The sequence below is a fragment of the Hymenobacter koreensis genome (assembly GCF_039541855.1).
Lineage (GTDB): Bacteria > Bacteroidota > Bacteroidia > Cytophagales > Hymenobacteraceae > Solirubrum > Solirubrum koreensis.
In genome coordinates, this window is the sequence record NZ_BAABHA010000006.1 from 133,870 (window position 1) to 147,285 (window position 13,416).

The following is a 13,416-nucleotide window of genomic DNA, read 5'->3' on the forward strand; positions in this document are numbered from 1 at the left end:
GGCTGCAAAGGTACGCGAACCAGAATCGGAGGGGGCAAATGGGCTGAGGCGGAGGGAATGTGCGAAAAAAGTTGACCGTTTTCTTGGCTTAAACCCCAGCATAGCCTACTTTTGCCCATCCAAACCAACACGGTAGGTATAGCTCAGCTGGTTAGAGCGTCGGATTGTGATTCCGAAGGTCGTGGGTTCGAGCCCCATTACTTACCCACTCAAGTCCCCGAAGCCCAGCTCCGGGGACTTTTTTATGTTTGGCCGGGTTTACCCAGCACAAATTCTTTTTCACGACACTTCTTTTCCGCGTCTATGAGCTTGCTCGTCATTGGTTCCGTGGCCTTCGATGCCATCGAAACGCCGTTCGGCAAAACCGATAAAATCATCGGCGGTGCTGCCACCTTCGTTTCCCTGGCCGCTTCGTACTCCACGAAGCCCATTAAGCTGGTTGCCGTGGTGGGCGACGACTTTCCGCAGAGCGACATTATGACGCTGCAGGAACACGGCGTGGATACCGAAGGCCTGCAAATCAAGCAGGGCGAAAAGTCGTTCTTCTGGTCGGGCAAGTACAACACCGACCTGAACTCGCGCGAGACCCTGGTGACGGAGCTGAACGTGCTGGCCGATTTCGACCCCATTATTCCCGACGCGTACCAGGACTGCAAGTACTTGATGCTGGGCAACCTGACGCCCCAGATTCAACGTCTCGTTATTCAGCGCCTCGTGAACCGCCCCAAGCTCATTGTGATGGACACGATGAACTTCTGGATGGACATTGCCTTGGATGAGCTGCTGCAAACCATTCAGATGGTGGACGTGCTCAGCATTAACGACGAAGAAGCCCGCCAGCTTAGCGGCGAGTACTCGTTGGTGAAGGCCGCCCGCAAGATTCTGGCGCTGGGACCAAAGTTCCTCATCATCAAGAAGGGGGAGCATGGCGCCCTGCTGTTCCACAAAAAGCAGATTTTCTTCTGCCCGGCGCTACCCTTGGAAGAAGTGTTCGACCCGACCGGTGCCGGCGACACCTTCGCGGGTGGTTTCATCGGTCACCTGGCCGCTACCGACGACATCAGCTTCGAAAACATGAAGCGCGCGGTAATTCACGGCTCGGCCATGGCCTCGTTCTGCGTGGAGAAATTTGGTACTGAGCGCCTGCTGAACCTCACGCCGGAAGAAATTCAGGAGCGCGAAAAGCAGTTCGGCGACTTGGTGCGCGTGGACGAAGTGTTGGCCTAAGGCAACCCGACAGGGGCGAGTGGGGTAAAAGAAGTATTCGTTTTCCCTAAAACGCACCCGCACCATGTCACAGAGCAAAAGCAAACATAACCACAACAAGAACCAAGAGCTGATTCCGAACTCCAACCCGGAAACCCACTTGGAAAACAGCCAGATTCCGACCTCGAATAGCGGCGGAACCCAGGTCCAGAACGTAAGCCGCAACCCGATTTCGGAGGAAGGCAACGAAACCCGGGGCAACACGCCGGGTGGTAACAAGGACGAAGCCCGCTCGAGTCAGCTTAACAAGCCGCGCAGCAACCCGCAAGGCAACCGGCCCATGTCGGTAGACAACAGCCAGAAAGGTCCCGGCCGCAAAGCCGACTAGCTTAAAGCATACAGTGAAAAAGCCCCGCCGGAGAAATCCGGCGGGGCTTTTTTGTGTGGGTAAGCGTAGCTAATTCACCAAGGCCAGACGCTTCAAGCGGGTGTCCACATCCCCGTTGTGGAAAAAGTCCTGCTCGAACACTATGGTATGGTTATTCAGCCAGCGCGCCTGGCTGACGCCCCACTCGGTTTGCCGCTCCCACAACAGGCGGGGGCGGCCGTTTTCCATGCGCCATACCTGCAGGCCACTGGGTTCGTAGCGCGCCAGCACATCGGAGGAGCCGCACACAAACATTTTGCCGTCGGGCGCTACAGAAGGTGGGCTCCAAACTACGGTTTGGCGGCCCGTTGCCCGGTCGATGATCAAGAAATAACCGCCTTCATAGAGGTGCACAGCCACCAGCCAGCTGTTAATGCCGGACAGTGTAGCTACGTATTGGTAGAAGATGTTGTCGTCGGTTTCAGCCGGATTGTTAACCAAGCGCACGGTTTTGCCGCTGCTACAGCGCAGGTGCAGGGCATGGCCATTCCGTTTTACAGCCTGCCCTGCCTGGCGCAGGTGGCGCCGCTCTTCGGCTTCGGGGTCCAACTCTTCGCCCTCGGCGGGTTCTTCGTTCGATAACCACGGCTGCAGCGGCAACTGCTCGTACACACTGCGCGAGGCGGGGTAGAGGTGCAATACCTGCGCGCCAACAATAAGGGTATCGAAGTTGGTGAGGCGGTAAATAGGTGGCGGCACCGGGCGCCTGGTGCCACCCGCCGTGCCCGGTGGGGGCGGAGCCGTGCGCGGCACCGTTCCCGGCCGGGCACGCTCTCCCGGCTGCATCCGTAAGGAGCAGGCAGTCAGCAAGCACAGGCCTAGTAAAGCCGGCAGCGGACGAAGCGGGAACATAACGCTAGGGGAGTAAGGGCGGGAAGGAGGCGCGGGCCGATACGGATGCAACGGAGCGTTAGTAGGATTGGTTGAGCCACTGGCGGAAACTGGCCTGTTCAGCCGCTGTGGCATCGGGGTTGCGGTCGACGGTAAGCTTGGCCCAGAACGCGGGGGCACTTTCGGGTTGCAGCTGCACGGTTACCAAGCGGTCCTGCCGGAACACGGTCAGCTCGTAGCTGGACTGGTTGGTGCCCAGCAGCACCTGCAGGTTCATGTCTACCCGGCGGCCGTTCACGGCTACCACTTGGTCGTCGACGGTGAGGGCCCGGGCGGCCGGTGAATCGGGGTGAATGTCGGTTACCTCCGTTCGCTCGTTTTTCACCACGGTACGGAAGCCAAATAAGCCTTCCGAAGCCGACGCGTTTTGCTGAATCATGAGCGCGCAGCCCACAAAACCCAGTGCCTCGTCAAGCGGACCTTCCAGCTCGGCGGTGCCGTAAATGTGCTGGTCGAAGTACCAGCTCATGTCAGTGCCAGCTACCTCCGTTACAACGCGGCGGTAATCGTCTTCGGTGTAGCCAATGCCGGGCTGGCCGAATTCCTGCCACAGGCGCCGCATCACGTCGTCGAGGCTGCGCTGGTGCTGGTGCTGGCGCCGAATGTATAGATCGAGCAGCAACGCCGCCAATGCGCCTTTGTGGTACACGGATACCTTGCGGTCGGGCACACCGGGCTTGTAACCATCAAGCCAGAGGTCCATGGAAGCATCGGCTACCGAGAGGTTGTAGCGGCCGTGGTCGTCGTAGTGCTTGCGCAGTACCGTGTTCAGCTCGTCGAAGTATTGATTAGCGGTGCGCACGCCGGCGCGGGCTAACAGGTACTCGCCGTAGTAAGTGGTAATGCCCTCGGCCACATAACACGTGCGGAAGTAATTCTCGCGGGTGTAATCGTAGGGCATCATTTCGGCGGGCCGAATGGTCTTGATGTTCCAGCAGTGAAATAGCTCGTGGCAGCTTACGCCCAGGAATTCCTTGTACAAACCCTCCGTCATGAGCAGCGCCGCAGGACCCAGCGTAATAACGGTGGAAGTGAGGTGCTCCACGCCGTGGTAGTGCTTGTAGGGCAGCATCTGGTTCAGGAAATGAAATTCCCGCGCCGGAAACGCGCCAAACAGCCGCAAATGCTCCTCGGAAAAGGCTTTGAAGTCGCGCAGAATCACGTCCCACTGCGGCTGCAAGTCGCCCTGCATCCACACATGAAAGGGCAGGCCGCCGGCTTCGTACTGAGCATGGTGCAAAGTGGGTGAAGCAATGAGCGGCGAATCCACCAGCTCATCGAACGATGCCGCTTGCAGCACGTTCGGAGCCGACCGTTGCATGCCGCAGGCTATTTGCCAGCCTTCAGGCAAAGTCAACGTTAGCTCGCAAGACTCGGTGCGGCGGCCCTCGGCGTACATAAAGCACTGAATGCCGTTTAGATACAGCTGGGTTTCGTCGAGCCACGAGCCGCCGGCATCCATCTGGTGGGCGTAGAAATTGTATTGCACCCGCACCGTGCGTCCCGCCGCAGCAGGTACTTGCCACCGGTCCTTGGTTAGCTTCTGCAGGGCTAACGGTTGCTTCGTAGTTGCGTCGAAGGCCTCGACCCGCTGAATTTTTTGCCCGAAATTTTGCAGCTCGTACCGGCCGGGGCGCCAAGCGGGTAATTGCAGCTCCAGCGGAGCTGCCTCGGCAGGCACCTCGAGCTGCATTTGCACCTGTAGGTAAAAAGTAAGCGGGTTTTGAAAGGAAACGTAGTAGTGAATCATGGGCAGCACGGGGCTCGAAACGCAGTACAAAGCTACAGTGGAAATACGCAGGCTGGGCCGGTAAAGTGCAGGCCGAGCGTAACTTTCTTAGCAGTTGGTAGATCGATGCTTGCCTTTGCAAGGCTTAATTCTTACCTTTGCCGGCCTTACTTAACCGTGCCTCGTCATGAAAAGAACGTTTCAGCCTTCGCAACGCAAGCGTCGTAACAAACACGGCTTCCGTCTGCGTATGGAAACCGCTAACGGCCGCCGCACCCTGGCTGCCCGTCGTAAGAAAGGCCGCAAGCGCCTGACCGTATCCGACGAAGGCCGTCACAAGCGCTAATCCGCTGACGGCCGTTGCCGCTTCGCCCCAGCTGAACGATATGACGCCGGGCGCGCGCTCCTACGTATTTCCGAAAGAAGAACACTTGTGCCGCAAGAAGCTCATCGACGAGCTTTTCGGCCGGGGTTCTTCTTTTGGTTTATACCCCTTGCGTATTGTGTGGCTGCCATTGCCGGCGCCATCCACTGAGCCGCCACAAGTGCTGGTGAGCGTGTCCAAGCGCAACTTTAAGCGCGCCGTAGACCGCAATTACTTTAAACGGCTGATGCGCGAGGCGTACCGCCTGAACAAATACCGGCTACTGGAAGCTCCAGGAGGGCACATGGTGGCGCAAATGGCCATTATCTACACGGGAAAGGAAAAAAAGCCTTTCTCCGTCGTCGAGAATAAATTAATTTCAGGGCTGGAGCGTTTGTTACGTGCCACCGAGCCGGGAGCCGCGTCGCCAAACGCAACTTCCCCAACGGCTTAAGCGTCTGTCTTTATACAGCTGCCTGCCCTATGAATATTCGTAAGTCTACCCTCGGCCTTGCCGCCGGCGCCGCTTTGTTGTTCTCGTTTAAAACGGTTTCGACCGACAGCGAGCGGTACTTCGAAATTGCCAAGAACCTCGACATCTTCGCCACGCTTTTCAAGGAAGTCAACACGTATTACGTGGATGACGTGACGCCCTCGAAAATGGTGAAAACGGGCATCGACGCCATGCTCAAGTCGCTCGATCCGTACACGAACTACATTCCGGAGGACGACATCGAGGACTTCCGCACCATGACTACCGGGCAGTACGGTGGTATTGGCGCCGTGGTGGTGAAGCGCAGCGGCAAAACGGTGGTGCAAAGCGCTTACGAGGGCTACCCCGCCCAAAAAGGCGGCTTGCTGCCCGGCGACGAGATTCTGTCCATCAACGGCATTAGCCTGGACAAGAAAACCAACTCCGACATCAGCAAGCTGCTGAAGGGGCAGGCCAACTCCACCGTGAAGCTGATGGTAACGCGCTACGGCCAGGATGCCCCGGTGGAGATTAACATTGTACGCGACAAGATTCAGGTAGATAACGTGCCGTACTACGGTATGCTGACCACCGATATCGGCTATTTTCAGCTTTCGGGCTTTACCGTGGATGCTTCGCGGGAGGTGCGCAACGCCGTAACCAAGCTGAAGGAGCAGGGCGCCAAGAAAATCGTGTTCGATTTACGCGACAACCCCGGCGGCTTGCTCAACGAATCGGTGAATATTTCGAACCTGTTCGTTGACAAGGGCCTCGACATTGTTAGCACCAAGGGTAAGGTGACCGAATGGAACAAGACCTACAAGGCCTTGGATGCTCCGCTCGATACCCAGATTCCGCTGGTCATCATCACCTCTAACCGCTCAGCTTCGGCTTCGGAAATTGTAACGGGCGTGATGCAAGACTACGACCGTGCCGTGATTGTGGGCGAGCGGACTTTCGGCAAGGGGCTTGTTCAAGCCACGCGGCCGCTGAGCTACAACTCGCAGCTGAAGGTTACCACCGCCAAATACTACATTCCGAGCGGCCGCTGCATTCAGGAAATAGATTACGCCCATCGCGCCGACGACGGCACGCTGGGCAAAGTGCCCGACTCCTTGCGTACCGCCTTTAAAACCACCGCCGGCCGGCCGGTGTACGACGGTGGCGGCGTAGCGCCCGACGTAGAAGTGCAGGACCGGGCCATTGCCGACATTACCCGCGTGCTGCTTCAGAAGAATTACATCTTCGATTACGCCACCCGTTTCCGCGCCGAGCACGCCTCTATTGCGCCGGCCCGCGAATTCCAGCTCAGCGACGCCGACTACCAGAAATTCGTGCAGTTTCTGCAGGGCAAGGACATCAATTACAACACACAGGTGGAAAAAGCCTTGGCTAGCCTTTCTAAGGAAGCCAAGGACGAGAAGCACTACGACGACGTGAAGGCCGAGCTGGAGGCCATCAAAAAGAAGATTTCGACCAACAAGAGCAACGACCTGACCCGTTTCAAGCCCGAAATCAAGGAGCTGCTGGAACAGGAAATCGTATCGCGCTACTACTTCCAGAAGGGCGGCATTGAGGCCTCGTTCGACGACGACCCGAACATTCTGGCATCCATTCAGGTGCTCAACGACCAGCCGCGCTACGCTTCGTTGCTGAAGCCGGGTGGTAAGTCGGCCAGCGCCATGAAAGGAGCGGGCACCAACAAGCAATAAGGTTTAGCTTACTTTTGAAGGCAGAAAGCAGACTCAATTTTGAGTCTGCTTTTTTGTTGCATCATGAAGTACACACATCTGTTATGTGCAGGGCTACTCGCGCTACTGTTCGCCTGTGAACAGACCCGAACGGGAGAAAATCCTCCAGCTGTTGATAGGGGCACGGTCTGGATGGACACAGTACGCTTCAACACCAAATTGACTCCCGAGCAGCGGGCCCAAGTCTTTTACAAGCGCAATTACGAAGAAGATTACCGCGAACTGCGCGATACTTCCCGAGTTGTCCTGCGCTTTTTTTGGTGGCGCGCTTTTGACCCATTCGTCATCGTACGTTTAGAAAACCGCTTGGAGTTACAAGACTCCGCGAGTACCTGGAAAAGATATGAAGAGTGGTTTGCAACTTATAAAGAAGACATATCTAGACTCAATCACGATTGTCCAGTGCGCAAAAACGGCAAGTGCTACGGTAAACCTCACCCGTTCATACACCGGCAGGGGGTGCAGATATTGCCGGTAAACCAAACGCCCGCCCTACTAGCTGCTTTAGATTCTATGGATTTCTGGAACATGCGAAAAGAGTACCCAGCCGATGCTCACACTGATGGCTCGAACTGGACTTTACAGGTTTATTACAAAGGCAAATACCGAGAAGTAACAACCAACCGTGAACGGCACCCTATCAAGTCGGTGTGCTTGCGTCTGCTTAAACTCAGCGGCTACCCGGTAAAGCCCGAAAGAATCTACTAATGCCTCTCATCCTCGCTCTTGAAACCTCCTCGCCCGTCTGCTCGGTAGCCCTGACGCAGAACGGCGCCTTGGTAGCTTCCGCCGAGCTGCGGCTCGACAAGTCTCACTCTTCGCACCTGACGGTGCTCATCGACCAGCTGCTCGGCAACGCCGGAGTCAGCTTGCGGGAACTGGCAGCCGTAGCCGTGGCGGATGGACCAGGTTCTTACACGGGACTGCGCATTGGCGCGGCCGCCGCGAAAGGCTTGTGTTACGCGCTGGAGCTTCCGTTGGTGGCCATTGGCACGCTGCCGGCCCTGGCACACCAAGTAGCACAGCAAGTGCCCAATGCGGCGCGGTACCGTTTCGCGCCGCTGCTTGATGCCCGGCGCATGGAAGTATACGCCGCTCTTTACGCCGCCGACGGTACCGAGCTGCAAGCTCCCGCGCCGCTCGTCCTGGATTCAGCCAGCTTTGCTGCTGCGTTAGCCGATGGGCCCGTGGTGTTTTTCGGCAGTGGTGCGGCCAAGTTTCAGCCCTTGGTGGCTGATCATCCCAATGCGGCTTTCCTAACCGATGTACACCCTTCGGCCATTGCTGTAGCCCAACTGGCCGAAGCAGTGTACCTCCGGCAGGAATTTAGGGACGTGGCGTACTACGAACCCTTTTACTTGAAGGAAGTGTACACCACTACACCTAAAACAGCCTAACCCCGGCGTCTTACTTTTGTAAGCGCAGCCGGTCGCGAACGAAAGCTGTTCAGAGTTGTTTTAGCAGCAACGGCCGCTCCGGTCGCCGTCAATACCCTACGTTACCATGGACGAAATCATCAACCGCGTCGCGCAAAGCGCCTTGGTCAGCTTCAACCTCGAAGACCTGAAGCACCCCGGCGAACGGGTTGTGTACGATATTAAAGACAACCTCTTTCACGGGCTGATTCTGCGCGAGAAAGACTTCCGCGACTTCATCAAAACCCACGAATGGAGCCAGTACGACGGCAAGAACGTGGCCATCGTCTGCTCAGCCGATGCCATTGTACCCACCTGGGCATACATGCTGTTGGCCTCCAAGTTGCAAGGTCACGCCCACCGCTACGTGTTCGGTAACCTGGAAGCCTTGGAGCAGGAGCTTTTCCACGAAGCCATTGCTGGCGTAGATGCCGAAGAGTTTCGCGACGCCAAAGTGGTAGTGAAAGGCTGCGGCCAGGACCCCGTTCCAACCTATGCCTACGTGGCCATTATGCAGAAGCTGCTGCCCGTGGCTGCCAGCGTGATGTACGGCGAGCCATGCAGCACCGTGCCGCTCTACAAGCGCCCGAAAGCATAGCGCATTTTCGCACTTACTATTTCAAACGCCTCGGTGGCGCCAAAACGAGCTTCGGGAAACCGTCTTGTTTTGGCGACGCCGAGGCGTTTTAACGTATTGCTGGCCTCGTCCGCAATAGAACTAGTGCGTATAGCACATCTTTGGAGTATAAAGTTGCCGTATGATCCAGCCTGCTCTATCTGTGCCAGTTTACCGCATTGGCCTATACACCGGCATTGCCATTGTGGTGGCCAACATGGTGGGTACGGGGGTGTTTACCAGCTTAGGCTTTCAGGTACTCAGCATCCGAAGTGGTTTCGCCCTTTTGATGTTGTGGCTGATTGGGGGCGTTATTGCTCTTTGTGGGGCCCTGTGTTACGGGGAATTGGCTGCCGCATTGCCGCGCTCCGGTGGTGAATACCATTACCTGTCGCGCATCTATCACCCAGCCGTGGGGTTTCTGTCGGGTTGGGTATCGGCCACAGTGGGGTTTGCGGCGCCCACAGCCTTGGCTGCTATTGCTTTGGGCCGGTATGTAAGCACCGTATGGCCCGAGGTCCACGCGGGTCTGTTATCCTTGGCGGCGGTAGTGCTTATTACGGCGGTCCACCTCATCAGTCAACGAGCGGGCAGCCGTTTTCAGGTGGTGGTTACGGCCCTAAAAGTAGGCTTGCTGCTGCTGTTCATCGGCGCTGGGCTGGTGTCTGAACCCCAGCCACTGGGCTTTGTGCCCGCTGCGTCCGACTGGCACCAACTGCTGACTCCCGCCTTTGCGGTGTCGCTCATTTACGTGTCGTACGCTTATTCGGGCTGGAACGCGGCCGTGTACATAGCTGGCGAAGTGGAACAGCCGCAGCGCAATTTACCGCGTACGCTGCTGATTGGTACGGCGCTGGTTGCGCTGTTGTATGTGCTGCTCAACTACGTTTTTTTACGCACCACTCCGCTCGATACCCTGGCTGGGCAGCTGGAAATCGGGTTTTTGTCGGCTAATCAGCTTTTTGGGGTAGGCATTGGGCAAATGATGGGCTTGGTCATTGCGCTGCTGCTGGTGTCTACTGTCAGTTCCATGATTTTCGCCGGGCCACGCATTATCCAAACCATGGGCGAAGACCTCCCAGCATTGCGTTGGCTGGCCCGCCGCAGCCGCAGCGGCTTGCCCGTCCGCGCTACGCTGTTTCAGTCGCTGCTTACCGTGTTGTTCATTGTTACGGCCACGTTCGAGCAGGTATTGGTCTACGCGGGCTTCGTGCTAAACCTGTTCACGTTTCTCACAGTACTGGGCCTGTTTGTACTGCGCTGGCGCCAGCCCAACCTACCACGGCCTTACCGAACTTGGGGGTATCCGCTTACGCCGCTGCTGTTTTTGGCTTTGAACGGCTGGACCCTCGTTTTTTTGCTGCGCGACAAGTTTCAGGAATCCATGCTCGGGCTGCTGACCGTGGCCATAGGCTTGCTGGTGTACGCGGTCCTCACTTTGGTCGGGCGCATCAGGTCCAGGCAGACAATAGGGGAAGCAAGCCGTTCAGCAGAGTAGCTCAGTGCCGAGGGCCGCAGTAGCCGGTGCAGCACAGGCCGAAAAGGGTTCGTCCGTATCTTTCTGCCGCAACCAGCATCCGTTTTCAATGCCCTTTTCGCTTCATCAGTGGCTCTTACCACTTGCCGTTCTGGTTATCTGTGGCTGCTCCGAAAATAAGTCAGCTCCCGTAACCCAGCCTGCGGCCCCGGCCGTAACCCAGCCCGATACCGTAGCCGTTGTCGCACCGCCAGCACCTCAAGATACCGCCGATGTTCAGGATGTAGCCGCTTTTCTCGCGGGCCTTCCGGTAAAGCAAGCCTCGGAGCTGCGGCCGCTTACGTCCAGCCCGGCTTGGACAAAATTTGCTGCCGACGCTGAGCAAAACTGGAGCAAGTACCACAGCACACGTACAACCAAAATCGAAGACTGGGCACGGCAGGAGCTAGATTCCGTACGGCAAAACAGCCCGGTAGTATTCTACCCCTTCAGCGGCCCCGATTTTCTGAACGCCACCACCATGTTCCCCGGTAGTTCTACCTATGTGCTGGTGGGGCTGGAGCCCGTTGGTTCGGTACCTGGCAGGGCCTCTCTCGTAAACCCGAAGCTGTTTCATGCCGTCAAAACGTCGTTGTGGTCAGTACTCAGCTTTAGCTTTTTCAGTACCAACAGCATGGCCGTCGACCTCAAATCCATGGAGCTCGACGGCGCTTTGCCCCTTATTCTGCTCTTTGCGGCCCGCACGCAACATCAAGTAACGGACGTGCGCTACGTGCAGCTTAGTCTGAAAGGCGAGCTACAACCCGTCGATTCACTGGCTAACTCTCCCAAGCTCATTCCTGGGGTAGAAGTGAAGCTACGAGCCGCTGCAGGGCAGGAGAAGTCCGTGTATTACTTCTCCGCCGACCTCAACGACTGGAAGCTTGGTCAGTCCAAAGCAGCCATTCTTAACTATGTGCGTACGCTTGGCCCGCTTACCACATATGTTAAGTCGGCCACTTACCTCATGCACAAGCCGTATTTCAGCCAGGTGCGCAATCTGATTCTCGAACAAAGCCGCTTCGTGCTTCAGGACGACTCAGGTATTGCCATGAAGTATTTCAATCCATCTGACTGGCGGTTTATACATTACGGTACTTACCGCAAACCCATTCCCATGTTTGCGAAGCATTACCAGGCCGATCTGACCGCTGCTTATCAGGACTCCGTTCATCGGGCTCGGCCCTTGCCTTTCGGGACCGGCTATAACTGGCGCGTCAATGATTCCAACCTGATGTTGGCAACTCGCCAGAACAAGCCGGTCCTGTAGTCTTTTCAAGTATAAAAAAAGAAGAGTAGTACAAACGGGTATTAAACATGAGCGCGTGGGGCCGGAAAATTGTATTGATACTGTTGCCTATAATTGGCCCACTAAGTGGCTCGAAACCGATTCCCTCTTCTAGAATTTATCCGTCGGCGCTTAATAAGCCATCCGTTGAAAGCATCAAGCCCACGTTTGCGAATCCTCTCGACAGCATATTGCGCACCACGGCAGCACTTGCCAGCGTAGTTCGCCAGCCCGATAAGTATGAGCTACAAGTCATCTACACGCGAATAAACCGCGACGCCCAGCGCCGGCCGATTTTCACCCAATACAGTCACCGGCTTAACGAGCGAGCCTATTTCAATCCCGCAAGCTTGGTAAAGCTTCCCGTGGCAGTGCTTGCCCTGGAGAAGTTGAACCGATTGCGTCAGTACACGCCCCAACTCACCCGTGCGTCCATTATGGTCACTGGTGCTGCAGGTCGCTGCCAAACCCCAGTGCCTTTTGCCGCTCCCCCCGATTCCGACCGCGTAGCCAGCGTAGGTAACTACATAAAGCGAATGCTGCTGGTGAGCGACAATCAAGCCTACAACCGGTTGTATGAATTCCTGGGCCAGCAGTACCTCCATGGTCGGCTTGTGCAGCTTGGTCTGCCCAGGGTACGCATAACCCGCCGGTTTGCGCCCTGCGACACCGCCGCTAACCGCTGTACAAACCCCATCAGCTTTTATAACGCAACCGGCACCCTTCTTTATACCCAACCTGCCGCCTGCAACCCGCACCCACTAGCCCCTCCTTTGGGCCGAATTACCAAAGGAAGGGCCTATCAGGTTGGCGGCAAAATCGTCCTTCAGCCCTACGATTTCACTACAGCCAATTACCTTCCCCTGCAGGCCGTAAACGACCTTTTGCAACGCGTGCTATTTCCTGAAGTTAGCCCCGGAAGCAAAGCGCTTCAGCTTTCTACTGCTGATTACGCCTTTTTACAAAAGTATCTAGGCTCCACGCCGGCCGAGTCAGGCTTCAAGCCGCTTGCTAGCCGCCAGTATTTTCCAGCCTATAAGAAGTATCTCTACTATGGTCGCCAACCAAAAGCCGAGTCTCAGTTAGGTCTGCGCATATATAATATAGTGGGCATGTCACACGGGTTCCTATCAGACTGTGCCTACTTCTCCGACTCTAAAACCGGCGTCGAATTCATGCTCAGCGCTGTTCTGTACGTGAACAGTGATGAAACCATCAACGATGGCAAGTACGAGTACCAGACCACTGGCCTGCCTTTTCTCTCTGCTCTGGGTAAAACACTCTACGCTTATGAGAAAGCCCAAATGCGCCTCAAAGCCCGTTAAACTACGTAACACAGAAAAAAAACGAATTTTAACTAGCAGTAAACCAGCTGGACAACTGATGCAAGTCGCACCCAAATGCTTTATGTGCGTCCGTACTCTTGCATAAGCCAATAGAACCTGCCACATTTGCACTCCCAATCCGAGACGCGGATGGGGAAAACAGGTCGAATGAACTTGTTTATGTTGTTTGTTGTCATGCACACTGGATAAAGCTTCAAGCCGCATCCATGCCGATGGTAATCGAGGGATTTCGAGGCTCTGCCTTCAATACCCCACTTTCATCAAAAGCATCAAGAAATTCACCGCTAAAAAAAGTAGTGGTTCTTGGGAAAAAGTCTCCGGCTTTTCTTACCTTTGCAGCCCGCTTCGGTCGGAGGCGGGAAAGGAGGAGCAAAGCGGGGTGCTCCGCGGCGGGT

14 protein-coding genes and 1 tRNA gene are annotated in these 13,416 nt (G+C 56.2%); 12 read left to right on the forward strand and 3 right to left on the reverse strand.

From position 1 onward, the window contains the following. The first annotated feature begins 132 nt into the window (after positions 1-132). From ABD903_RS11580 to ABD903_RS11590, 3 genes are all read left to right on the forward strand, one after another. Positions 133-206 (forward strand) — tRNA-His (locus ABD903_RS11580). Between the two features lie 97 nt (positions 207-303). Further along, on the forward strand, positions 304-1,227 hold the full coding sequence (locus ABD903_RS11585) for a PfkB family carbohydrate kinase (protein ID WP_345224357.1): 924 nt from the start codon (positions 304-306) through the stop codon (positions 1,225-1,227). 64 nt (positions 1,228-1,291) lie between these two features. Then, positions 1,292-1,594, forward strand: a complete 303-nt coding sequence (locus ABD903_RS11590) for a hypothetical protein (protein WP_345224359.1) — start codon at positions 1,292-1,294, stop codon at positions 1,592-1,594. Positions 1,595-1,663: 69 nt separating this feature from the next. Here ABD903_RS11590 and ABD903_RS11595 read toward each other — a convergent pair whose 3' ends face one another. Then, a complete protein-coding gene (locus ABD903_RS11595; protein WP_345224360.1) occupies positions 1,664-2,485 on the reverse strand; it encodes a hypothetical protein in 822 nt (273 codons plus the stop codon). Positions 2,486-2,543: 58 nt separating this feature from the next. Beyond that, entirely contained in the window at positions 2,544-4,274 is a 1,731-nt protein-coding gene (locus ABD903_RS11600) for a M61 family metallopeptidase (RefSeq protein WP_345224361.1), read from the reverse strand. A gap of 166 nt (positions 4,275-4,440) precedes the next feature. Between ABD903_RS11600 and rpmH the strand changes: the two genes are divergently transcribed. The 9 genes from rpmH (at position 4,441) to ABD903_RS11645 (ending at position 13,000) form a co-directional block, all read left to right on the forward strand. Beyond that, positions 4,441-4,599, forward strand: coding sequence for a 50S ribosomal protein L34 (gene rpmH, locus ABD903_RS11605; RefSeq protein ID WP_151080736.1), 159 nt, complete (start codon positions 4,441-4,443; stop codon positions 4,597-4,599). A gap of 40 nt (positions 4,600-4,639) precedes the next feature. Then, positions 4,640-5,071 (forward strand): ribonuclease P protein component, encoded by a 432-nt coding sequence (locus tag ABD903_RS11610; RefSeq protein WP_345224365.1) that lies wholly within the window; start codon positions 4,640-4,642, stop codon positions 5,069-5,071. A gap of 29 nt (positions 5,072-5,100) precedes the next feature. Beyond that, positions 5,101-6,801: a S41 family peptidase gene (locus tag ABD903_RS11615; protein ID WP_345224367.1), complete on the forward strand. Its 1,701-nt coding sequence runs from the start codon at positions 5,101-5,103 to the stop codon at positions 6,799-6,801. Between the two features lie 63 nt (positions 6,802-6,864). Continuing rightward, positions 6,865-7,548 carry a hypothetical protein gene (locus ABD903_RS11620; protein WP_345224369.1) on the forward strand — a complete coding sequence of 228 codons (684 nt, stop codon included), beginning with the start codon at positions 6,865-6,867 and terminating at the stop codon, positions 7,546-7,548. Next, positions 7,548-8,237 (forward strand): tRNA (adenosine(37)-N6)-threonylcarbamoyltransferase complex dimerization subunit type 1 TsaB, encoded by a 690-nt coding sequence (gene tsaB / locus ABD903_RS11625; RefSeq protein ID WP_345224370.1) that lies wholly within the window; start codon positions 7,548-7,550, stop codon positions 8,235-8,237. The genes ABD903_RS11620 and tsaB overlap by 1 nt, the downstream gene beginning before the upstream one ends. 106 nt (positions 8,238-8,343) lie before the next feature. Continuing rightward, entirely contained in the window at positions 8,344-8,853 is a 510-nt protein-coding gene (locus ABD903_RS11630; protein WP_345224372.1) for a DUF2480 family protein, read from the forward strand. Positions 8,854-9,013: 160 nt separating this feature from the next. After that, positions 9,014-10,369, forward strand: a complete 1,356-nt coding sequence (locus ABD903_RS11635; RefSeq protein WP_345224374.1) for an APC family permease — start codon at positions 9,014-9,016, stop codon at positions 10,367-10,369. A gap of 88 nt (positions 10,370-10,457) precedes the next feature. Further along, the gene (locus tag ABD903_RS11640) at positions 10,458-11,657 is read left to right on the forward strand and encodes a hypothetical protein (RefSeq protein ID WP_345224376.1); all 1,200 of its coding nucleotides are present in this window, start codon (positions 10,458-10,460) and stop codon (positions 11,655-11,657) included. 47 nt (positions 11,658-11,704) lie between these two features. Next, complete coding sequence (locus tag ABD903_RS11645; RefSeq protein ID WP_345224378.1) at positions 11,705-13,000, forward strand: serine hydrolase; 1,296 nt, start codon at positions 11,705-11,707, stop codon at positions 12,998-13,000. 214 nt (positions 13,001-13,214) lie between these two features. Here the strand turns inward: ABD903_RS11645 and ABD903_RS11650 are convergent. Continuing rightward, positions 13,215-13,416 (reverse strand): hypothetical protein (locus ABD903_RS11650; protein WP_345224379.1); only part of this gene is annotated, 202 nt, incomplete at its 5' end.

Coding starts and splice junctions, on each gene's coding strand:
- ABD903_RS11585 (WP_345224357.1), top strand. CDS start 304: ATGAGCTTGCTCGTCATTGGTTCCGTGGCCTTCGATGCCATCGAAACG.
- ABD903_RS11590 (WP_345224359.1), top strand. CDS start 1,292: ATGTCACAGAGCAAAAGCAAACATAACCACAACAAGAACCAAGAGCTG.
- ABD903_RS11595 (WP_345224360.1), bottom strand. CDS start 2,485: ATGTTCCCGCTTCGTCCGCTGCCGGCTTTACTAGGCCTGTGCTTGCTG.
- ABD903_RS11600 (WP_345224361.1), bottom strand. CDS start 4,274: ATGATTCACTACTACGTTTCCTTTCAAAACCCGCTTACTTTTTACCTA.
- rpmH (WP_151080736.1), top strand. CDS start 4,441: ATGAAAAGAACGTTTCAGCCTTCGCAACGCAAGCGTCGTAACAAACAC.
- ABD903_RS11610 (WP_345224365.1), top strand. CDS start 4,640: ATGACGCCGGGCGCGCGCTCCTACGTATTTCCGAAAGAAGAACACTTG.
- ABD903_RS11615 (WP_345224367.1), top strand. CDS start 5,101: ATGAATATTCGTAAGTCTACCCTCGGCCTTGCCGCCGGCGCCGCTTTG.
- ABD903_RS11620 (WP_345224369.1), top strand. CDS start 6,865: ATGAAGTACACACATCTGTTATGTGCAGGGCTACTCGCGCTACTGTTC.
- tsaB (WP_345224370.1), top strand. CDS start 7,548: ATGCCTCTCATCCTCGCTCTTGAAACCTCCTCGCCCGTCTGCTCGGTA.
- ABD903_RS11630 (WP_345224372.1), top strand. CDS start 8,344: ATGGACGAAATCATCAACCGCGTCGCGCAAAGCGCCTTGGTCAGCTTC.
- ABD903_RS11635 (WP_345224374.1), top strand. CDS start 9,014: ATGATCCAGCCTGCTCTATCTGTGCCAGTTTACCGCATTGGCCTATAC.
- ABD903_RS11640 (WP_345224376.1), top strand. CDS start 10,458: ATGCCCTTTTCGCTTCATCAGTGGCTCTTACCACTTGCCGTTCTGGTT.
- ABD903_RS11645 (WP_345224378.1), top strand. CDS start 11,705: ATGAGCGCGTGGGGCCGGAAAATTGTATTGATACTGTTGCCTATAATT.